20 protein-coding genes are annotated in these 20,805 nt (G+C 49.6%); 7 read left to right on the forward strand and 13 right to left on the reverse strand.

The window, feature by feature from the left end; all coding sequences use genetic code 11:
• The first annotated feature begins 3 nt into the window (after positions 1-3).
• Positions 4-957: a DUF6263 family protein gene (locus tag MKQ68_RS20895; protein ID WP_264280795.1), complete on the forward strand. Its 954-nt coding sequence runs from the start codon at positions 4-6 to the stop codon at positions 955-957.
• Positions 957-1,286: a hypothetical protein gene (locus MKQ68_RS20900; protein ID WP_264280796.1), complete on the forward strand. Its 330-nt coding sequence runs from the start codon at positions 957-959 to the stop codon at positions 1,284-1,286. The genes MKQ68_RS20895 and MKQ68_RS20900 overlap by 1 nt, the downstream gene beginning before the upstream one ends.
• 96 nt (positions 1,287-1,382) lie before the next feature.
• Here MKQ68_RS20900 and MKQ68_RS20905 read toward each other — a convergent pair whose 3' ends face one another.
• The 3 genes from MKQ68_RS20905 to MKQ68_RS20915 form a co-directional block, all read right to left on the reverse strand.
• Entirely contained in the window at positions 1,383-2,051 is a 669-nt protein-coding gene (locus tag MKQ68_RS20905; RefSeq protein ID WP_264280797.1) for a sterol desaturase family protein, read from the reverse strand.
• 104 nt (positions 2,052-2,155) lie between these two features.
• Positions 2,156-4,705: a bifunctional glycoside hydrolase family 9 protein/polysaccharide deacetylase gene (locus MKQ68_RS20910; protein WP_264280798.1), complete on the reverse strand. Its 2,550-nt coding sequence runs from the start codon at positions 4,703-4,705 to the stop codon at positions 2,156-2,158.
• Between the two features lie 4 nt (positions 4,706-4,709).
• Positions 4,710-5,906, reverse strand: a complete 1,197-nt coding sequence (locus tag MKQ68_RS20915; protein ID WP_264280799.1) for a class A beta-lactamase-related serine hydrolase — start codon at positions 5,904-5,906, stop codon at positions 4,710-4,712.
• A gap of 173 nt (positions 5,907-6,079) precedes the next feature.
• Between MKQ68_RS20915 and MKQ68_RS20920 the strand changes: the two genes are divergently transcribed.
• Together MKQ68_RS20920 and MKQ68_RS20925 are read left to right on the forward strand one after the other, a co-directional pair.
• Positions 6,080-7,093: a fumarylacetoacetate hydrolase family protein gene (locus MKQ68_RS20920; RefSeq protein ID WP_264280800.1), complete on the forward strand. Its 1,014-nt coding sequence runs from the start codon at positions 6,080-6,082 to the stop codon at positions 7,091-7,093.
• Between the two features lie 24 nt (positions 7,094-7,117).
• Positions 7,118-7,999, forward strand: coding sequence for a flavin reductase family protein (locus MKQ68_RS20925; RefSeq protein ID WP_264280801.1), 882 nt, complete (start codon positions 7,118-7,120; stop codon positions 7,997-7,999).
• A gap of 54 nt (positions 8,000-8,053) precedes the next feature.
• Here MKQ68_RS20925 and MKQ68_RS20930 read toward each other — a convergent pair whose 3' ends face one another.
• Entirely contained in the window at positions 8,054-8,794 is a 741-nt protein-coding gene (locus MKQ68_RS20930; RefSeq protein WP_264280802.1) for a DUF4197 domain-containing protein, read from the reverse strand.
• A gap of 22 nt (positions 8,795-8,816) precedes the next feature.
• Positions 8,817-9,650 carry a universal stress protein gene (locus tag MKQ68_RS20935; protein WP_244835968.1) on the reverse strand — a complete coding sequence of 278 codons (834 nt, stop codon included), beginning with the start codon at positions 9,648-9,650 and terminating at the stop codon, positions 8,817-8,819.
• A gap of 217 nt (positions 9,651-9,867) precedes the next feature.
• Here MKQ68_RS20935 and MKQ68_RS20940 point away from each other — a divergent pair, with 217 nt between their 5' ends.
• Together MKQ68_RS20940 and lysS are read left to right on the forward strand one after the other, a co-directional pair.
• Entirely contained in the window at positions 9,868-10,029 is a 162-nt protein-coding gene (locus MKQ68_RS20940; RefSeq protein ID WP_264280803.1) for a hypothetical protein, read from the forward strand.
• Between the two features lie 6 nt (positions 10,030-10,035).
• On the forward strand, positions 10,036-11,559 hold the full coding sequence (lysS, locus tag MKQ68_RS20945; protein ID WP_264280804.1) for a lysine--tRNA ligase: 1,524 nt from the start codon (positions 10,036-10,038) through the stop codon (positions 11,557-11,559).
• A gap of 249 nt (positions 11,560-11,808) precedes the next feature.
• On the opposite strand, the gene MKQ68_RS20950 is transcribed toward lysS, so the two are convergent.
• From MKQ68_RS20950 to MKQ68_RS20985, 8 genes are all read right to left on the reverse strand, one after another.
• On the reverse strand, positions 11,809-12,747 hold the full coding sequence (locus MKQ68_RS20950) for an alpha/beta hydrolase family protein (RefSeq protein ID WP_264280805.1): 939 nt from the start codon (positions 12,745-12,747) through the stop codon (positions 11,809-11,811).
• Positions 12,698-13,951, reverse strand: coding sequence for a beta-propeller domain-containing protein (locus tag MKQ68_RS20955; RefSeq protein WP_264280806.1), 1,254 nt, complete (start codon positions 13,949-13,951; stop codon positions 12,698-12,700). Before MKQ68_RS20955 ends, MKQ68_RS20950 begins: the two co-directional genes overlap by 50 nt.
• A gap of 893 nt (positions 13,952-14,844) precedes the next feature.
• Positions 14,845-15,183 carry a tRNA-binding protein gene (locus MKQ68_RS20960; protein WP_244835982.1) on the reverse strand — a complete coding sequence of 113 codons (339 nt, stop codon included), beginning with the start codon at positions 15,181-15,183 and terminating at the stop codon, positions 14,845-14,847.
• 354 nt (positions 15,184-15,537) lie between these two features.
• Entirely contained in the window at positions 15,538-16,119 is a 582-nt protein-coding gene (gene lptC / locus MKQ68_RS20965) for an LPS export ABC transporter periplasmic protein LptC (RefSeq protein WP_244835984.1), read from the reverse strand.
• 7 nt (positions 16,120-16,126) lie between these two features.
• Positions 16,127-17,422 carry a BamG family beta-barrel-assembly machinery protein gene (gene bamG, locus MKQ68_RS20970; protein WP_490715595.1) on the reverse strand — a complete coding sequence of 432 codons (1,296 nt, stop codon included), beginning with the start codon at positions 17,420-17,422 and terminating at the stop codon, positions 16,127-16,129.
• A gap of 18 nt (positions 17,423-17,440) precedes the next feature.
• Positions 17,441-18,139: a type III pantothenate kinase gene (locus MKQ68_RS20975; RefSeq protein ID WP_264280808.1), complete on the reverse strand. Its 699-nt coding sequence runs from the start codon at positions 18,137-18,139 to the stop codon at positions 17,441-17,443.
• A gap of 4 nt (positions 18,140-18,143) precedes the next feature.
• Positions 18,144-18,779 (reverse strand): LON peptidase substrate-binding domain-containing protein, encoded by a 636-nt coding sequence (locus MKQ68_RS20980; RefSeq protein ID WP_264280809.1) that lies wholly within the window; start codon positions 18,777-18,779, stop codon positions 18,144-18,146.
• A gap of 33 nt (positions 18,780-18,812) precedes the next feature.
• Positions 18,813-19,688, reverse strand: a complete 876-nt coding sequence (locus tag MKQ68_RS20985; RefSeq protein WP_264280810.1) for a glycosyltransferase family protein — start codon at positions 19,686-19,688, stop codon at positions 18,813-18,815.
• An 89-nt stretch (positions 19,689-19,777) separates the two neighbouring features.
• Between MKQ68_RS20985 and meaB the strand changes: the two genes are divergently transcribed.
• On the forward strand, positions 19,778-20,692 hold the full coding sequence (gene meaB / locus MKQ68_RS20990) for a methylmalonyl Co-A mutase-associated GTPase MeaB (RefSeq protein ID WP_264280811.1): 915 nt from the start codon (positions 19,778-19,780) through the stop codon (positions 20,690-20,692).
• Positions 20,693-20,805 lie beyond the last annotated feature (113 nt).

A 20,805-nucleotide genomic window follows, 5' to 3' on the forward strand; every position in this document is an offset into this window, starting at 1 on the left:
TACATGATGACGAAGCAATTTTGGACGGCCGCCCTGCTTACGCTCGGTAGCTACACTAGCCTGCAGGCACAGGAACAGAACTATGTAGAACTGCATTATAACTTCGCTGCCAACCAGCAGTTTGAGCTGAACATGGAAAGCCGCAGCGAAACCTACATGACGGTGAATGATGTGATGCAGCGTACCACGCGCGACTTCAATGGCAAAATGAACGTAACCGTTTCTTCCGCCAACCGTGACGTAACCGTTCTAACCTGGAAGTACCAGGACATCCGTTTCAATTATAATTCGAAGAACGTAAATGCGCTCGTCGACGCCCGCATTGCCAACGATAAGGAGCCGCTTACCGCTGCCCTGGCCAAAATTGTGGACAAACCGTTTACGGTAGAAATACAGCCAACGGGCATCATCAATAAGGTAGATGACCTGGATGCACTCATCCGCGAAGCGTCAACGGCCTTCGCATCTTTAAAGGAAGACGATAAAAAAGCTTACGAAAAGCTGCTGGCCGACCAGTTCGGCACACAAGCCTTTCGCTCGTGGCTGGAGCAGTTGCTAGTCATTTATCCAGCTCACGGCATTAAAACCGGCACCCAGTGGGAAGAAAGCGTGCCGTTGCGCACCGGCCTGGTAGGCCGCACCGACCTTTACTGGAACCTCCAGACCTGGGACAGCCAAACGGCCAAGATCGCAGGCACCGCCAAAATTAAGACCGACAAGCTGGAAGTGCTTACCCTCGACGACGATATTAAAGCCACCGCCGAAATTAACGGTGATATGCAGAGCAACTACCTCATCAACCGCGAAAGCGGCCTGCCCAGCATCTGCATCCAGACCACAGAAATGAAAGGAGATTACACTTACCAGATCAATAAAAAGAAGCGCATCAAAAATGAAATAAAAGTACCCGTTAAGGTGATCACCAATGCTTCCTATAAATTCAAGCAGATTAAATAATGCCGGCAGATCCGCTTTTACAGGAAACCGGTAAACTTCTTAAAAAAGAAGCGGGCCTCCGTTTCCGCGGTAATGTGACCATGGAAAAGCTGGAACAGGCGCTGGCCGAAAGGTTACAGCAACTCATCAGCCAGGACTTCCAGCAGTTTGTGATGTTATTGTATACAGTAGATGTATCTGAAAAGAAGATAAAAGGCATCCTGGCGGGAGAAGGCAACGATGACGCCTACCTGCTCATTGCCCGCCTCATCATCGAACGGCAGTTGCAAAAGGTGCAAGCCCGCGCGGCCAGCCGAACAGATAGTCCGGGAGATTGGATGGATTGCTAAATATAATGGAAGGCTCGCCGGTGGCGGGCCTTTTTTATGCACGTAAAAACAAAAAAGCCGGCTCATCGCCGGCTTTCTTCATATACTCAGGGTATCTTATTTCGCTTTTTTCTCGAACATCAGTTCCTGCGCTTTCTCTTTATCTTCTTCTACACCTACGAAGAATGTTCCGAAGATATGGTCCCAAATGGAAGAACTAACGCCGAAACCACGATCATGATCTTTGTAGTGGTGCAGGTGGTGGTTTCTCCATAAAGGCTTCATCCATTTAAAAGGAGGATTAAAAGCGTGAATGGCGTAGTGCATAGTACCGTAAATGAGGTAACCGAGGATAAAGCCCGGGAAGAACATAAACGTTGCATTACGCAGGAAGATATAATGCAGCGCGAACAACACCGCAGCCAGGATAAGGCTGGGCACCGGCGGCATGAACAGGCGCTGGCGGTCGCGTGGGTATTCGTGGTGGTTACCATGCAACAGGTAAGTAAGGCGTTGGATAGCCTTGCTTTCGCTCACCATGTGAAACACAAAGCGGTGCAGCACATATTCGGCGAATGACCAGAAGAAGATCGCCCCAACAAACGTGAGCAACACGGTACTCCATGCATAACCGTAATGGCTGTTAGCATAGAAAAGGCTCCACACGATCAGCGGCAGGTACATGCCCCAGATGATCAGCGGATGCGTTTTGGTCAGTATTTCCAGATACTCGCTTTCGAATAATCTTGCTTGTCCCTTATTTTTTACTTTTGTTTCGACCTGCATGACTCCAATAGTTTTTTTTAATTTTTTTGTGATCAATGTAAACTCCGGTGATAGTTATAGGTTTTTACATTCACCTTGCCGTAACCCGTTGTTCCTGAGCATGTTTAAGGCTGCAATAACTCCGGCACGGTCAGCAATCGATAATTTTCCGACTGTAAATATCGCACCATTTTGCGCAACTTAAAATAAAATTTATCTATTCGTTCAGGCGTAGTCCCTATGTGCGTCAATAACATAAAACCGTTCAGTCCGCTGGCATGCGTTTTTTCATAGTTAACTACCGACTCATAAATCTCCCGGCTATCCCGGTATTGTGCGCCCATTTGTGGCCAGGTATAATCTGCATTACTACGGGTTCCGGGTGTAAAGTTAACTAGTTTTAGGCCATCGGCAAGCGCCCAGCTGGCAATTGTATCATTATACCACTCATAAGGCGGCAAAAAGTAGCCTGCCTGATCGCGCGATACACCCCAATGGGCAAGCGCGTCGTAGTTCGCCGCCAGGTCCGATTCAAACTGCGTACGCGTCACCTGTAAACTATCGCGTTTATCCCAATCGCAGTATAACAAATGCTGATCGGAGTGGCCGGCCAGGTAATGCCCGTCCTGCTTTAGTTCCCGAATAACCGGCGCGAAGGCCGGATTACGGTAAAAGCGGCCCGTTAAAAAGAAACTGGCTTTCACACGGCACTCCCGCAATACCTTGGCAATATGCGACCCACCATCGGCAAACTCATCCCCGGTAAAAACCAATGCTAGTGCTTTCCTCGTACTGTCGCCGCGGATGATGCCGCCATGGCTGTAACTCACGTGCGGCCAATTACCGACTATCGTTTTTTTTAAATGATTTACCTCATATTCCTGCATGGCGAGTAGGTAAACCATGCTGGCCGTTCCGTCCATCGTGGGCTCGTTGGTCGAGTAGTCCCCAAAATCGTCGTGGTAAACGACCAGGTCAGACTGAAAAGGCGCATATTCATCGCCGCCGTGCAGGGTGATACCCAATAACCCCTTGTAAATGCTCGTATACACCGGCCCATCCACCAATCCGCCGGACACCGGATAATTGTGTAAATGCGTAAAAGAGGAATGCGGATCTACGGGAGTGTCGCCTGTTGCAGGCATACCTACGACCATACTCGTTCCCCAGGGATTGCAGCCGAACAACCAGTCGATACAGGCCTGCTCCAGTTCCCGGTATGTTTCGTCGCCGGTAACTCGGCGGTACAGGCCGCATTGGATGGCAAAGGACGCCGTAAGATTATTGGAACACCAGATGAACGGGATGCCGCGATAAAAAGCATTACTACGGGCTTTCTGCCAAACAGCATCGATGCCCGTCCGGTACATCTCCATCCATTCCCGGCCGCTACTTTTAGTCGCCAGTTCACTATGCCCGAAGTTGTGAAACGGGTACCATTGGTAGTGCCGCGCCGTATCTGCCCCCATCCATGGCGTGACCGGCTCTTCCCGCGCCCATTGCTGCGCCTGGGCCAGTAATTGGGAATCGTTCTTTAACGTGGCCAGTTGTGCCGCCGCCAGTTCCATATCATCTTTCCAGCTATCCTCTTCATAAAAATAAGGCGCGCCGCAGGGAGCGGTCTGGCAAACACCAGGGTGCGCGATGCCTAACCTGTAGGCCGACAATGCCCGTTCCTCAAGTCGTTTTGCGTAGCCCGCATCCTTGTCATTCAACAAACTCGCGCCCAAAGCAAAGGCACTGGCAAACTTACCGGCAGTGGATGCGACACCGGTAGACCGGTTCATATATTTTTTAAGCCCCTGGGGCTCGCCTGTGCAAAAGTAAACGGGCCGTTGCCTGCCAGGCCCCTCGTAACTCAACGTATCCTGGTTCGGCAAGCGCATACCGCGATGGTCGCGATCGTCTGCGATCTGGTTAAACATCCAGTCAGCCCGTGGATGCATACGCAGCAGCCAATCCAGGCCCCAGCGGGCTTCGTCCAGCACGTCGGGCACTTTGTTCTTGCCGTTCAAGCCGCTGGCTTGATAGTGATCGCCAAACACGGGGGCAAAGTCGCGGTAGGCCGCCAGCAGGTGATAGGTGGCGTTGGCGGAAGTTGTGACGTACTGGAGATAATCCGTTGCATCGTGCCAGCCGCCGCGGGCGTCGATGTGCGTGCCATCAGGCATGGGGCCATATACGGAGAAGCCATCCTGGGTATGGCAACTGTCTTTCAGGTAAGGATTATAACCGCAACGCTGCTGCCGCATGTATTGCAGGCAGAAGTCAGCGGTGCCGGTGTATACATCTGCGCCGATGCGAAATGTGGCGGATTGAACGTCGCCGGCTTTAATATAGTAAGTACCTGGTTTGTTAAAATCCGTGAAAGCCAGCCGCCATGTGTGCTGAAACGGCCCCCATGCGCCGAAGTTTTTACCGGCCGTAGCCTCGTATACTTGTTTGTGCGTTGCGGCATCGTGTAGCGCAAAAGTGGTTATCGATACATCCGCCTTTGCGCCCAATACGGCTACTTTTATACCCGAGGGCGTATAACCGAGCTGGTTGATGCGCACCCAGGCGACGTCAGACGTTAGAGAAATGAGCGGCATGTGCATTCGCGCCGCCACAGCACCCAATGCGCCCATCTGCACCAGACTTGAAAACGCGATCAGCAATAAACTCCTTAATATCATAACGCTAGTCGTTGTACTTGAATTTAAACTCACTCAAATCCGGTGCGTGCCTGCGTTTGCGCGACAACTCATAATTATAGATGATCTCTCCCACCTCTTTAAAAAAAGGATAACCGATCGTATCGTATTCGTACTTGTTATCGTTCAACACACCATCGCTATTCACATAAATCACCGCGCTTAACATAAACTCTACGTTGTGTTTGAAATCTGTGATGTAAGCTACATCGGTCAAAAAGCCATATGACCAGCCGGTTTTATTGAACGAGCGAATATGCTCCGGGATCTTACTGCGATTGGCTTTGAACCAAAAGAACTTGGTATAACTATCGAAAAATTCGGTCGTATCATACTTCGGATAATGCGATTCTGAAGGCAACATCGACATATAACGTAGCAAAAACCGGCGGTCACTTTCGGCTAAGTTGAATCGTTGCTCAGCCGGCATTGTAGCAGGAAACAGCACCGATTGCAGCATTTGCTGCAGATATGGCAGCGGTACATTATTGTGCCGCGTAAAGTCCATTGGTTGCTGAATCAGACTGTCGTTTTTATCCCAATGCGCCTTACCGATGAATACGGGTCTGCTGTAATCAAATTGCAGATCACAATACGCGGCGGGCTGTGTATAAACCGTCTTACCATTTTTTTTGAAACGGATGGGATTAGTGTGACGATTACCTTCCTCCGTCATAGGAGCGAAGCGGCGTACGATACGCGCATCTTTATATCCTTTTGCCCATAACTGTTCGTGGATGGTTTGCTGGCCAACGAATTCGTATAGCCGGTTGTACGCGTCGTTATCGCTTACTAAAAATACTTTCCTGATGTAGTGTGCAATGCTCGCCAGTCCATTGGCTGCCGAAGTATCTTCACTTACGCGTGTTTGACCATCGAAGGCACTGTCGATATACATCGGCGTGTCTTTATCGAGCTGTAAGGCACGCATCTTTTCCAGTGCCAGGAAGGCCAGCGGCATTTTTACGGTAGATGCCGGATTGAAGTACCGTTGTGCATCTACGTCATAATAAAAATGGGTAAAACCAGGCTTATTGGCGGCATCACGATCGATGCGGGTGTAGATGATCTGGCATTGAAACGTATCCGGATGATCAAGTATATGCTTAAGTGCCGGCGAGGCATTCCGGCGCAATAATTCCTCCAGGAACTTGTCTGTGCGTGATTGTGCGTGTATCGACATAGAAAAAACGCTTAAAAGCATCCATCCAAATATTGACCTAAACACCATATGGCATTGCTATATATGCATAAATCTAATAAACAATCGCCACAAATCACAGCATTTAAAAACGCAAAAACCGGCATTACAAATCTCTTTATATTTGGCCCCTCATACGCCACAAAAAAATTGATATGAAATTAGTTACCTACCTGAATGCTGATGTAGACCAATTGGCCATGTTGGTGGACGGCCGCCTGTATAATATGCAGGACCTTCATCCCGACCTGCCGACCACCATGCATATGTTCCTGCTGATGTGGGACGAAGTCATTGACCTGGCCCGCAGCATCGAAGCCGGATTAAAGCAAGGCCGCAAGCCGTCGACTGTAATGGGTATTCCGTACGACGACGTACAGCTGCTCGCCCCCGTGCCTTTCCCATCTTCCTGCCGCGATGGTTACGCGTTTCGCCAGCACGTAGCAGCCGCCCGCCGCAATCGTAAGGTGGACATGATCCAGGAATTTGACCAGTACCCGATCTTCTATTTCACCAACCACAACGCCATCCAGGGCCCTGGCGATATTCTCTGTATGCCCGATCATTTCGATAAGCTGGACTTTGAGCTGGAAGCCGCTATCGTGATCTGCAAAAAAGGCCGTAACATTCCCGCTGCGGAAGCCGACGAGTACATTGGCGGCTACATGATCATGAACGACATGAGCGCCCGCACCCTCCAAATTGAAGAAATGAAACTGAACCTCGGTCCCGCAAAGGGCAAGGATTTCAGCACAGTGATCGGTCCTATATTGGTTACACCAGATGAACTGGAACCATTCAAGATAGCACCCAAGCCAGGGCACACCGGTAATGCGTACAACCTGAAAATGAAATGTTGGGTAAACGGCGTGCAGGTAAGTGACGGCAACGTGGGCGATATGGACTGGACTTTCGCCGAGATCGTGGAACGCTGCTCGTACGGCGCAGACATCCTGCCCGGCGACGTTATCGGCTCCGGCACAGTAGGAACAGGTTGCTTCCTGGAGCTGAACGGCACCGGCAAACTCAACGACCCCAATTACCAGGAACAATGGCTGCAACCCGGGGACGTTGTTGAGATGGAGATAGATGGTTTAGGCCGCCTTTCCAACACCATCGTTGCGGAAGACAGTGACTTCAGCCTGCTGAAGCTTAAGAAGAATGTGTAAAATCAAACGCCAAAACCGACCATTATGAAACTTATTCCGGGCGAAGTAAAAACCAGCGAACTGCACGCCTACCTGTTAGGCGCCATCTCGCCGCGGCCCATCTGTTTTGCCAGTACGATAGATGAAAATGGTGTGCCCAACCTGTCTCCCTTCAGCTTTTTCAACGTGTTCGGCTCCAACCCGGTGACGCTCATATTTTCACCCGCCCGCCGCGTGCGCGACAATACGGTGAAGCATACACTGGAGAATGTGTATGCCACGAAAGAAGTGGTGATCAACGTGGTGAGTTACGCCATGGTGCAACAAGCCTCGCTCTCCAGCTGCGAATACCCGAAGGGTGTAAACGAATTTGAGAAAGCCGGCTTTACCGCAATCGCATCCGAAAAAGTGAAACCCTTTCGCGTGAAAGAAAGCCCGGTACAATTAGAATGTATCGTTCGTGAAGTGATCGAAACCGGCCAGGAAGGCGGCGCGGGCAACCTGGTTATTTGCGAACCGGTGGTCGTACACATCAACGACGAAGTGTTAAACGACATGGGCAAAATCGATCCGCATAAGATCGACCTGGTAGCGCGTATGGGGGCAGATTATTACTGTCGCGCCTCTGGCAGCGCTGTATTTGAGGTGGATAAACCGCAATTGAAACTGGGTATCGGGGTAGATGCGTTACCTGCCGCCATCCGCAACAGTAGCGTATTAACGGGCAACAACCTTGGTCAGCTCGGCAACGTGCATGCCATCCCGGACATTGATCCAACGTTTAATGATGACCACCTGAAAAACATCATTCAATATTACAGCATGAGTCCCGATGAGATGGAGCGCGAGCTGCATACGTACGCGAAGAAATTGCTGGAAAGTAACCAGGTACAGGAAGCCTGGCAAATACTACTGGCATCGAATTAAAAAAACGGCTGCTCGTATAACGGGCAGCCGTTTTTCTTTAACGCAGCAGGGCGCTTATGACTTATTGCCAAACACTTTTTTCAGCAGTTCTGAGGTACGGGCAGCCGGGTTTGCACGGATGCTCGCTTCTTCTTTCGCGATCTGATCGAACAAGGCTTTTACCGCCATATCTGTCACATACTCGTCCAGGTTCGGATTTACTTTATTAAGCGTAGTAGGCAGGCTGTTATATTTCGTTACCAGGTCGCCGTAGTAACGGGTAGCACTGGTTTTTTCAAGGGAAGATGCGATTACCGGTTTAAAGGCAGACCTGAGCGTATCGGTGGTTTTACCTTTGAAGTAATCAGTGGCGGATGTGTTACCACCGGTTACGAGCTTCAACGCATCGTTAATACTCATTTGTTTGATAGCGCCTACGAAGATCGGCGTTGCCTGTCCGACAGCTTCTTCTGCACCGCGATTAATCTGCATGATCGCTTTATCGACCATGCTGCCTAAACCAATGCCACGTAAGGTTTTTTCTACCTTTTGAGCATCCGGTGGCAGCAATACTTTGTACAATTCGCTTTTATAGAAACCATCTTGCTTGTTGAGCAGGGCAATACCATTGGCCACACCTTTTGCAAGTGCTTCTTTAATGCCGGACCCGGCTTCTTCCTGGGTTACGGAACCGGTGCCTGTAGAGCTGCCGGACGCTTTGTTCAACGCCTCGGTGGCTTTTTTCAGGAACTGGGCATTGGATACTTGCGCCGTAAATACGCCGGCACACAGGATAAGGAGAGATTTTTTTAGCATAGTTTTTTGTCTGTTTTAATCACTACTGGTGTATCGATAATAAAGGGATAGTCGTGTGAAATGCAAACTTCGAAGAATTGCTTCTTTTGAAAATACTTTCGAACAAGCCATGTTTACGTGGCACGATCAGGATCAGGTCGGCGCCGTTTGCCTCGGCGAAGCCCGTTACTGCATCCACTACGTTGGTACCGTCGAGGAAGTGGTATTGGGGAGCATATGCTTTCAGCAGCTCGTCCAGCTGCTGGCCTTCTTTGGAGAGGGCACCTTCGTTCTCTTTATTGTCTTTGCTTACGTTCACGACATGCAGTTCTGCTTTAAACAAGTCGAGCAGCCCTTTCAGTGGACCGATCGGCGTTGTTTCCACTACATTTCTCAGGTTGCAGGCAAAAGCGATTTTGCGAACCGGCTTAAATGTGGCGCCTGTGGGCACAACGATTACCGGGAAACGGCTGTTTTTTACGACATCCACCGTATTGGAGCCGACCAGAATTTCTTCGAGCTGGCTGCCACCAGTAATACCCATTACTACGACTTCCGCCCCTTCCTCCCGGCAAACATTGTCGAGGTTAGCCGCCAGCAGGTGGTTTTCTGCCCGGCCATCCAGCACTACGCCGGCGGGTGCGCTTGCTGCCAGAGCATTTTTCATGTTGTTCAGCCCGTCGAGGCTAGCGCCTTTCAGTTCATCGATATCGACCATCGGCACTGCGGTTGGCAGGTCGGGGATGGGCACGATGAGTTCATAGGCGTGGTACAACAGTACACGACCGGCACCCAGTTGGGTGGCGAGCTGCAAGGCGTAACGGGCGGCGTTGTAAGCGGTTTCAGAAAAGTCGGTGGGAACGATAATCGTCTTCATGGGCGTCGTTTTTTAAGTTTTTCGTTTAGGTCCAAATTCGCTGCTGTCAATCTTCTAACCCTATCTAATAGCAATAATCCTACCACAAAAAATATTAGTGAAAATAATTATTTATTCTGATAAATGATCGCTGCATTCTTACCAAAGCTACCATGTAAGGCCGTATTTGCCGCGTTAAAGTTTGTTAAATCTGCCAAACTCGAATTTTCGGACCTGTATGAAAGGAAAGGTGCTGCAAACGCCCGTTAGCGCGTTGCCGCTGAAGGGAGTGACACAACGGCGGCTGGGGAAGGAAACTACTGCTGGTGAACTGCTATGGGCAATCCGGCTTAAAACGACTATTTTTGCAATCCGTTTATTAAAACATACGCTGATTTAAGATACAATGAGCACCACTACACAACACCTGTCCGAACAGGAACTTATCAGAAGAGACAAACTGAAACAGCTGCAGGAGCTGGGCATAGACCCATACCCGGCGGCGGAATACCCCGTGAATGCTGTTTCTACCGATATTAAGGCCAGGTTTAACGAGGAAACGAAGGAGCAATTCCAGGATATTTGCCTCGCCGGCCGCGTGATGGCCGTTCGCGATATGGGCAAGGCTTGCTTCGTGCAGGTCCAGGACGGCTCCGGCCGCATCCAGGCTTACATGCGCCGCGACGATATTTGTCCGGGTGAAGATAAATCGCTGTTTGACGTGGTGTTCAAGAAGCTGACCGACATTGGCGACATCGTGGGTGTGAAAGGTTATGTGTTCACGACCAAAACCGGCGAAACGTCTATTCACGTGCGCGAGTTCAGCATCCTTTCCAAAGCATTGCGCCCGCTGCCGATCGTGAAGGAGAAAGACGGAGAAGCGTTTGACGCCGTAACCGACCTGGAATTTAAGTATCGCCAGCGTTACGCCGACCTGATCATCAACCCGCAGGTAAAAGAAGTATTCGTAAAACGTACGAAGCTGATGCAAACCATCCGCCAGTACTATAATGATATGGGCTTCCTGGAAGTGGAAACCCCCATCCTGCAGCCGATCCCCGGTGGTGCTGCCGCCCGCCCGTTCATTACCCATCACAATACGCTGGACATGCCGCTGTACCTGCGCATCGCCAACGAACTGTACCTGAAAAGGCTGATCGTGGGCGGTTTTGAAGGTGTGTTCGAGTTTGCGAAAGACTTCCGTAATGAGGGGATGGACCGCACGCACAACCCGGAATTTACCGTAATGGAAATGTACGTAGCGTACAAAGATTATGAGTGGATGATGGACAAAACCGAAGCCCTGCTGGAGAAAGTAGCGATGGCGCTGCACGGCACCACAGAAGTGCAGGTGGGCGACAACGTGATCAACTTCAAAGCACCGTTCCGTCGTGTAACCATGTACGAAGCCATCCAGGAACATACCGGCATCGACATCAGCAACATGAATGAAGACGAACTGCGCGACACTTGCCGCCAGCTCGGCATTCATGTAGAAGCGAGCATGGGTAAAGGTAAACTGGTAGACGAGATCTTCGGCGCCAAAGCCGAAGGCCATTATATTCAGCCCACATTTATCACCGATTACCCGGTAGAAATGAGCCCGCTGACAAAAAAACACCGCAGCAAACCCGGACTCGTAGAACGTTTCGAGCTGATGGCGAATGGTAAAGAAATTGCCAACGCCTACTCTGAGCTGAACGACCCTATCGACCAGCGCGAACGTTTCGAAGAGCAACTGAAACTGATGCAGCGTGGCGACGACGAGGCCATGTTCATCGATCACGACTTCCTGCGCGCCCTGGAATATGGCATGCCGCCTACTTCAGGCATCGGCATCGGCATCGATCGTTTGACCATGCTGATGACGAACCAGCCGTCTATCCAGGACGTACTGTTCTTCCCGCAGATGCGTATTGAAAAAGAATAAGTTTTTAGAAAGATAGGAAAGGCCTCCGCAGTGCGGGGGCTTTTTTGTTTCGGGGACAGCTGGATGTTGTGCGGGGCTCGTGGGGAAAAGTCGGTGCAAGGAATGCGGCCGAAAGCGACGTGAGAAATATGGCTGAAGGCGGAATGAGAAGCGTGGAAGAAGCCGGTGCCCGATGCAAGGCAGAATCGATGAATTGAGTCCTTCGCGATAAAAAAAAGCGGCGCCTCAACAGCGCCGCTTTTTAAAATATTATTTCACTAACAAATCCGGTACTGGTTTATTCAACAGGTAGCGGTAGTAAAAACGGTTCGCCTCCGCGCGGGAGTGTACACCTTTGCTGCCCCCCCAGCCATGCCTTTCACCCGGATAGAGCATGAATTCGAAATGTTTGTTCAGGTCTTCCAGCTTATCGATCAGCTGGATGGAGTTCTGCATATGTACGTTGTCATCCATGGTACCGTGAACGATGCGCAGCATGCCCTTATATTTGTCGGCGTGCGTCATCACGTTGGTCTGCTTATAACCCTCCGGATTTTCAGCAGGTGTGTCCATGTAACGTTCAGTGTAATGACTGTCATACAGCGCCCAATCCGTAACGGAGTAGTTGGCAATGCCGTAATTGAATACATCTGCACCATAGGTGAGCGCCATACAGCTCATATAGCCGCCGAAGCTGCCGCCGGTGATGCAAATCTTGCTGCCATCTACACCGGGCTGGGTTTTAAGCCAGTTGGCGGCGTCCATGTAATCTTCTGTTTCGTATTTACCAAGCTGGCGGTGAATATAGTTCATACCTACTTTACCGAGGTGGCCGGCAGAGCGGTTGTCGATTACTACCTGGATGATGCCTTCCTTCGCATACCACTGCGGCATGAGCGATGGCTTCCAGGTATCATAGATAGAGCCGGCGTCTGGTCCGCCATAGATGCTGATCAGCACCGGATATTTTTTACCCTGCTCCATATGCAGCGGCCAGGTAATGGTGATAGGCAGCTCCAGACCGTCGCGGGTTTTATAAGTACGCAACTCTGGCAGGGCGAGCTGGTACTCGTCTACCGCAGGGCTTTTGCTATCGCCGAGCTCGCGCACCACTTTACCTTTTGCATTGAGCAACGCCATTTTAGACGGCGTGCGCAGGTTAGAATAAGTGGTGATGAAATAGCCCACCGCCGGGTGCCAGTTTAACATCGTGGGAGAAGTTACCGAAGGTAAGACGGGTAATGGGGCCGCCATTGAGACTAACGGTATACAGGTCGTAGCGGGTAGAATGTTCTTTACGGGCGGTGAAGTACACCAGTTGTTTTTTCTCATCTACTTCCAGCAGGTCTTTTACGCGCCACTCGCCGGTGGTCAGTTGCTTTTTCAGCGAGCCGTCCATGTTCAGGAGGTAAAGGTGGTCATATCCTGATTTATCGCTCTGGATAATAAAACCTTTGTTGTTCGCCAGGAAAGTAAAAGGCTTAAACCAGTCGATCCAGGTTTTCTGCTTTTCGTCGTACACTTCCTTTTTGGCGCCCGTCTTCGGATCAACGGAGTAAATCTTGAGGTTGTCCTGCCCGCGGTTCATCCACTGCAGCCAGAGCGAACCGTCGGCAGCCCAGAACGGCGTACCGAAATATTGGTCGTCTTTGGGATTGAAGTCGGCCCAGGTGGTAGCGCCGCCTGTAACCGGAACGATGCCTAGTTTCACCTCCGGGTTGGGATCGCCTGCCTTGGGGTAGCGCGTGTTCTCGAGGTAACCGTGCTGCCCTACCTGGCTGTAGATGGGGAATACCGGCACCTTTGTATCGTCAAAACGCATGTAGGCAATGCTGCGGCTATCGTTACTCCACCAAAAGGCTTTGTAGCGGGTAGAGCGGCCGAGGATCTCTTCGTAATACACCCAGGATGCCCATCCGTTATAGATCACATCGGAGCCATCGGTAGTATACTGAATTTCTTTTTTTGAAGCCAGTTCTATGGCGAATAAGTTATTGCTGCGGGTAAAGGCCACATACTTGCCGTCTGGCGAAAGCGTGGGGTTCTTTTCCTCTTCTTTGGTGCTGGTAAGCTGTGTTTCGCCGGCGCCAGGTGTTTGCAGGAAAATATCGTTATTGCGGATGCTTACCGATTGCCCCGTAACCGGCGGCGGCGTGTAGGCTTCCGCCTTACCGGAAGCAGCGTTCACTTTATACAGCTGCACTTTACCGTTGTCGCGGCGGGTTTCCAGGTAATGGTCCTTATCCAGCCAGCTGCTAACGGCTGGCAATGATTTCGATAGCAACATGGGTTGCTTTACGACCAAATCAAGGGTAAGTTCTTTTTTAGTTTGTGCATGCGCCTGCGGCATGGCTAGGGAAAGCAGGAGCAAACCGGCCACTGTTGCCGGGCGCCTGTAATGCGTAAGTCTCATAGTACTGCAGGTTGATCTTGTTTTTTCAACCCGGCTAAATTAAGTAACACCCGGCATATTGTTACCTATAATTACACAGGCGTACCGGCTGCCACCGGATATTCGCGTAAAACTACCGGTTATGCAGCCATAGCCCGCAAATAAGAAATGGCGCTGGCACAGGAGTATATAGCTTGTAAATTTGAATCAGGTTTTTCATAGGATATGGTCGAAATAAGTAGGGCAGTACTCTTACTGCCCTTTTTTATGCAGTAACGTACAGAACGGTCATAGCTATGGAGCCATACACATTCACCTATTAACCTTTAAATATTGTGGGAAGAAAGATACCGGTGGAGACTTGAGGGAAAAAAACAGGGCTGCAAGAATACAGCCCCGAAAAATTTTAACCATATCTTTATTGAAAAACCTAGAACAAATTTCTATAATTTAGAAACATCCCTAATTTGGAATCTAGCGAACGATGTATTTTATCTGGTGAACGATTAGAAAATCCAATTAAACGCAAACCCCATTTTTTACAAAAAAATATTGCTTTCTAAGCATCTAACTATCAAAATGTTACGTACATTTAGAAGACACATCATGATATCCTTAATTATGTTGTATAATCAGGATCATCTCGTTAAATTTTAAGTGTAGAAGTAATCTGTCGGCAGCGAGTAAAAATCAAACGTCGTGAAAAGCGGGTGAAAGGATAATAGAAAAGGCGGTAAGAATACCGCCTTTGTAATAATTTTAACCATATCCTATGAAAAACCTAACGCAAATATACCCGGCGTCTCTCTCGCATTGCTACGATTTCCGTGAACGTAAGGTTTTAGTTCGTGAAGGTTTATTTTTTCATCGGGACAAGATGTATTAAAAATAATATCAAATTAACATAAGTTGCACTATGAGATGCGGAGACCGTTAGGTACCGGTCGCTCAGTTTGCAATAACGTGACCGTTTTATCATCGCCTGTAGCCCCCAACACCAGGCACTCCGAGAAGAAATTAGCGATCTGTTTTACCGGGAAGTTAATAACAGCTATCACCTGCTGCCCCACCAACGCTTCCATCTCATATAATTTCGTGATTTGGGCAGAAGATCGTTTCATTCCTATTTCCGGTCCAAAATCAATTTGCAGCTGGTAAGCGGGATTTCGTGCGTTGGGAAAGGGATGAACGGCGACGATAGTGCCTACCCGCATGTCAATCTTTTCGAAGTCTGTCCAGTTAATCGTTTCCATCTGGTTAAGATAAGGCCTGGGAGGCAAAGGACAAAAAAAGAAAGGGCGGTAAGAATACCGCCCTCAGTTATTTTAACCATATCCTATGAAAAACCTATGCAAATATAGGAACGTGCAGGCGCGTGTCAACCCTAAACTCGTGAATGACCTCTTTTGCTTGGTGAAAGCATCGGATCGTATTGTGTTAACGACCATTTAACGAAGCATCCCAGCAAAATAAAGCCTCGTTATAGATGAGGCTGGCATGGTTGTTGCCCTTATAGCATTAGAAATTTTAGGTTAAAAATAGGTTAAAGCGAAAAGACCCAATCAGTTACACTGATTGGGTCTTTTCGTTATGCTAATACCGTTATATTAATTGGGAATGCTGTCCGTCGCTTCTCCGGTGGAATCTGTGACGGCCGAGTCTTCATACAGCAGTTTGGCAGTTCCTTTTATGAAAGAGATGTCAGAGAAGTCGGAATTACTTTCGAATCCGGTGCCATATGTCACGCCACTATTACTGACGTACCGTACGGCGGTATCGGAAGAAAAACGTTGGGTGAGCGCATCGTATTTAAGTCGGTGACAATCCATTCGCTCATTCGTAAGTATATTAATGAGGACTACGCTATCACGCAGAAACAGGTCGCCGTTGCTTTCAAAGTATTTACCGTAGAAAGCTGTAAGCGTACTGGTCTGCACCATTGAGTCGTTGTAAAATCTTGCTTTCAACCCTTTGGAGAATTCCACGAAGGCGGGATGCTGCAGGTGTCGCTCCATATAAGGTCCCGTAAGTTCGGCCTTTACATGTCCACCCTGGCTGATGATCACCCGGATGTCGAACCCTTCTTCTACCCCCACCGCGCTTTTATCTAACGCACGTACCGCTTCGAGTTTATTCTCGCAGCTGTAGAGCGCCATGGCCAGCGTGGTGTATAGCAAAAACTTTTTCAACGGAAACTTAGTCGTATTTCTGTTTAATGAACCAACGATCGCTTAGGGTAAAGCCCAGGCCTACGCGGTAAAAGTTTTCCTTTAACACGGTGTTGTTGTTACCCCTGCGGCCTACTTCAAATGAGAGGTTCACAACAGAGAACTGGTTAGAGTACAACATCCTGCGCACCGGGAAGCCTGCACCAACGGTTACACCCAACATCGGCATGTCTTCACCACCGATTTTAATATAGTCCTGGCCGTAGTAACCGCCCAAACGGTAGGTCACCTTGTTCCAATAACCTTTAAGCGCGGTAAGGTTCGGTGTGAACTGTCCACCTACTGCAAATTTCCACGCATCGCGGGTAGAGTCCGCATCGCCGTAATTACGGTACTGTGACCAGGCACCGGTAGTGAAGTCGGCACCGATCTGCCATTTGTCTATCTTCTTAAACATGATACCACCACCAAGCTGCCGGGGATAAACGATATCGCCGCGGTCGCCGCTGGAGTAGGACACGGTGTCCTGCGTACCATAGTCGTCGGAAGAAGCATCATAGTAAAGGGTTTCGCGCAGTTGTTCGCGGCGGGCTTTCAGCTTTTGCTCAAAGTTGCCCGTAGCGGCTAGCACCATGCTCACCTCTTTATTGAACTTTACCTCGTACTGCAGACCCAGGTTGTAAAACAACGACTGGTAGCTGGTACGACGGCTATGTTTCGAAGGGAAGGTATTCGCTTCCACCGAATAAATAGTCTTGGTACTGTTCTCAATATTGCCAAACAGGTAACCGATGTTCGCACCCACGCTGAATCCACCGAAGCCGAAACCAGTACCTAAGTAAGCCTGGTAAACGCCCCCGTTGCCTTCATACTGGTAAAGCACCGGCATCTGTAATGTATCAAAGAAAATGCGTTCTTCGGTGCGCGTAACGTTGTACGATACCTTGCTCATCGGCCTGATGCCTAATACTGCGCCCCATTTGTTGCGGATAGGAATACCGAGTTGTATGTACGACAGGTTACCGATCCCGGAGCTGAAGGACTGCTCGCCGTCACCGATCTTTTTAACGCCGCCTTCGATAGCAACATCGTACGTCACCAATTTCAGGTTCGAGTAGCTGGCCGGGTTCGTAAAGTTCACCGACTGAAAATCGCTGTAAGCCTGAGAAACGCCTCCCATTCCGCGGTTTACCACGTGCTGGAGAGAGTATAGATCGCCAAGCCCATAGCGCGAATAAGGAGAATTTTCCTGCGCTTTAACATCGTTTGCTACACCAAGACACCCACCCAGGCAGCAAAAAATGCTAATTTTTTTCCAATGCATTGATTTCTAGTATTGAATTTAAACCTTCATATAATAAGAAAGGGTCTGCAAATATCTTACTTTTAAGACGGGAACCAAAGAAAACCAAATCCCCCCTGTTAAAAGCACGTTAAAGTTCCGGTACCTTTCCGCATAGCGGTTAATCATACCATCCACTTCTTCCAGCACCCCTTGTTGAACCCCGCTAAGTATGGACTGGCGGGTATTATAGCCGATCAGTGAAAATTGAGGATCTTTCCCTACCTCGGGTAATTTGTCGGTAAATGTATGCAACGCTTTAAAACGCATCTCCAACCCCGGACTAATGCCCCCACCAAGGAACTCCCCGTTTTTATGTAAAAAATTATAAGTAATGGCCGATCCCACGCCGATCACCAGGCTATATTGCCCCGGGAACCTGCGCCAGGCACCGCAGACCAGGGCAATACGATCTACGCCCAGTGTTTCAGGCTTGTCGTACGCAATGCTCACCGGAAACCGCAGTTGGTGCCCCAGCTTTACAAAACGGGTGCGCCCGGCCAGCAGCTGTTCTACCGCCGGCGTATGATGCACTACGGAGGAAAGGATCGCGCCAGTGGGCTGGTACTTGTCCAGCACGGCCAGCAACTCCGCTTCCAGGTGTTGCTCGCGGAATAACAGCTGTTCCTGCATTTTTCCATTTTGCATAATCGCTCCCTTAAGGCGCGAATTGCCGAAGTCGAGGCACAAATTGATCATGCAGCTAAAAATTATCGACGGATAAGTTACGGAAATGGCCGTTCAGCTTAACACGGTCTTTTAACTTTTCCATTTCCGCCATGAGGGGGATAGCTTTGTAAAGATGCCTTTTCAGGTACTCGAGCCGCTGCAGTTCCTGGAACAGGTGCAACAACTCATATTCCTCGTCCAGCGACAAACCCGCGTGATGGGCCAGATCGTAGGAAGACAGCTGATCGTCTTCTTTCTTAAAATCCTTATCTACCTGTAAAATCTTATGTAACTCCCGCACGGCGTGTAGTACCTGTTTCAACAGGCCGGCCTTCGACCTGTTATCGTTATCAGGATAATTCACGATCGCGCCGGAATACAGCTTTCCCGGAATTTCCCGCACCACTTCCAGCACGCGGAAAACGCGCAAGCCACGGGTGCGGATATCCATTTCACCGTTTTCGTATTCCTTTTCCAGGCCCAGCACTTCTACTAGGGTGCCATATTCAGCGACCTTTTTATTGATTACTGTGGGAATACCGAAGGGCTTGTTTTCTGCCATACATTCCCGCACCAGTTCTTTGTAGCGGGGCTCAAAGATGTGCAGGTTCAGCGGCTCGCCGGGGTACACCACCGTGGCCAGCGGAAATATGGGAATGAAATTGGTCATACTCGCAAAGGTAGCAAATAGCAGGGAAGGGGCTTATCTCAATATTTTATAGTTGCGGTAGTCGAACAGGCGGCGCCCGGTCTTTTTCTCGATCCAGTATAATAGCTTATCCTTAAAGCCAAACCGCTTCAGGCTGATGTCGTGCTCAAATTCCCAGTTAATGCGTTTGATGCGCTCGTGCATCACCTTTGGATGCGTACCCGTAAACCGCTCCACCGAGTCAGTAATGGAGTAATCAAAGTCGCCCGTCACGCGGCGCTTCTCGTACTTTTCCGTATCGTTACCGTAATACAGGCTGCGGGCGTTATTTACTTTGATGGCCTGCGTATCCGGACTTTTTACCCAACCGTAATGAGATACGGTAGCGTTTACTCGTTTTACGTGCAGCTTTTGGCCGTTCTTGCGAAAGCCCTGTGCGTCGCGGTACGAGCGGGTGTCCTTATCGTAACGGATAATGCGGATCTCATTTTTGTACCAGGTGCGGCTGTCACCCACGTAATCGTAACTGCCGAAAAAGTGGCGGTATTTAAATAACAACCCTTCTACCCGTTTATCATCTTGATAACGCTCCATCGCTGCCCGTATCGCAGGATAATCCTCTTCATGCAGCACCTCATCAGCCTGTATATAAATCGCCCAGGTAGTGGCGGGGTCTACATGTGCATACGCTTTATCCGTTTCCACGGCGAGTATGCGACCGCCTTCTTTCAAAGAATCGTCCCATACAGAATGAAAGATGCGCACCTTAGGAGAGTCGATAGACTGTATCAGTTCCAGCGTACCGTCGTTGCAATCGCCTACGCTTACCACCACTTCATCGCACAGCGGCAGGATGGACGTAATGGCCTCTACCACGGGATAATCGTACTTCACAGCGTTGCGTACAAAGGTGAACCCTGAAATTTTCATGATACATGTATAAGGCCACAAAGATGATAAAACGGCATCCAAATCCCAAATAGCATTTAGGTTATGAAATTTGCGTTTACATTTGCTGCATGTCGCCTGCATACATCAACGGCCTGCTCGAAGGCCATATTAAAACGCTGGCCCGCTGCATATCCCTGGTGGAGAATGAAGCGGAGGGCTACGAGCAGCTGCTGGAGCAATTGCCTGCCGCTACCAACACGCGTGTGGTAGGCATTACCGGTCCTCCCGGTGCAGGCAAAAGCACGCTGGTGAATGCATTGATCAGTGAGTTGCTGGCACAGCAAAAAAAGGTGGCCATCATTGCGGTAGACCCATCCAGCCCGTTCAATTTTGGCGCGTTATTGGGCGACCGCATCCGCATGAGCCAACACTTTAATAACCCGGATGTATTTATCCGCTCCATGGCTAGCCGCGGCGCACTTGGCGGCCTAAGCCCCAAAGTGATCGAAGTAAGTGATGTGATTTGCGCCGCTGGTTTCGACTACCTGTTTATCGAAACCGTGGGAGTCGGACAAAGTGAAGTGGAAATAGCCGGCATTGCTGATAGTACAGTGGTCGTCGTCGTGCCAGAAGCCGGCGATGAAATACAAACCATGAAAGCCGGCCTCATGGAAATTGCCGATGTATTCGTCGTGAACAAAGCCGATCGCGCCAATGCGGACGAGTTCGTGAAAAACCTGCGCCTCCTTGCGCATACACGTCAAACGGACTCCTGGGAAATACCGGTGGTAAAAACAGTGGCCACGCAAGAGCAGGGCGTGCATGATCTCATTGAAGCGTTACAAAAACATCAATCACAACTCCGCGGCAGCAACGTCCGCAAGTCCATACTCATGGCCGAAAAAGCCTATCAGCTCATTCAACACCGCAGGATGCGCAATGTCAACAAACGGGCATTGCAGGAGGAGATTACGGGTTTACTAAACAATGGTAACTTCAATCTCTACCAGTTTATCAGGAATTTCTTTTTGCACCAGCCATAGTGCTTTCTTCAGCCGCCGTTGTGTCACTCACTTCAGCGGCAGTAACCGTATTGAACGCCGGGGAAGTTTCATTTTTCCGTCATCGCGAATGAAATCAAGCAACGTTCGTACGT

Origin of the sequence: Chitinophaga horti (assembly GCF_022867795.2) — a bacterium.
Lineage (GTDB): Bacteria > Bacteroidota > Bacteroidia > Chitinophagales > Chitinophagaceae > Chitinophaga > Chitinophaga horti.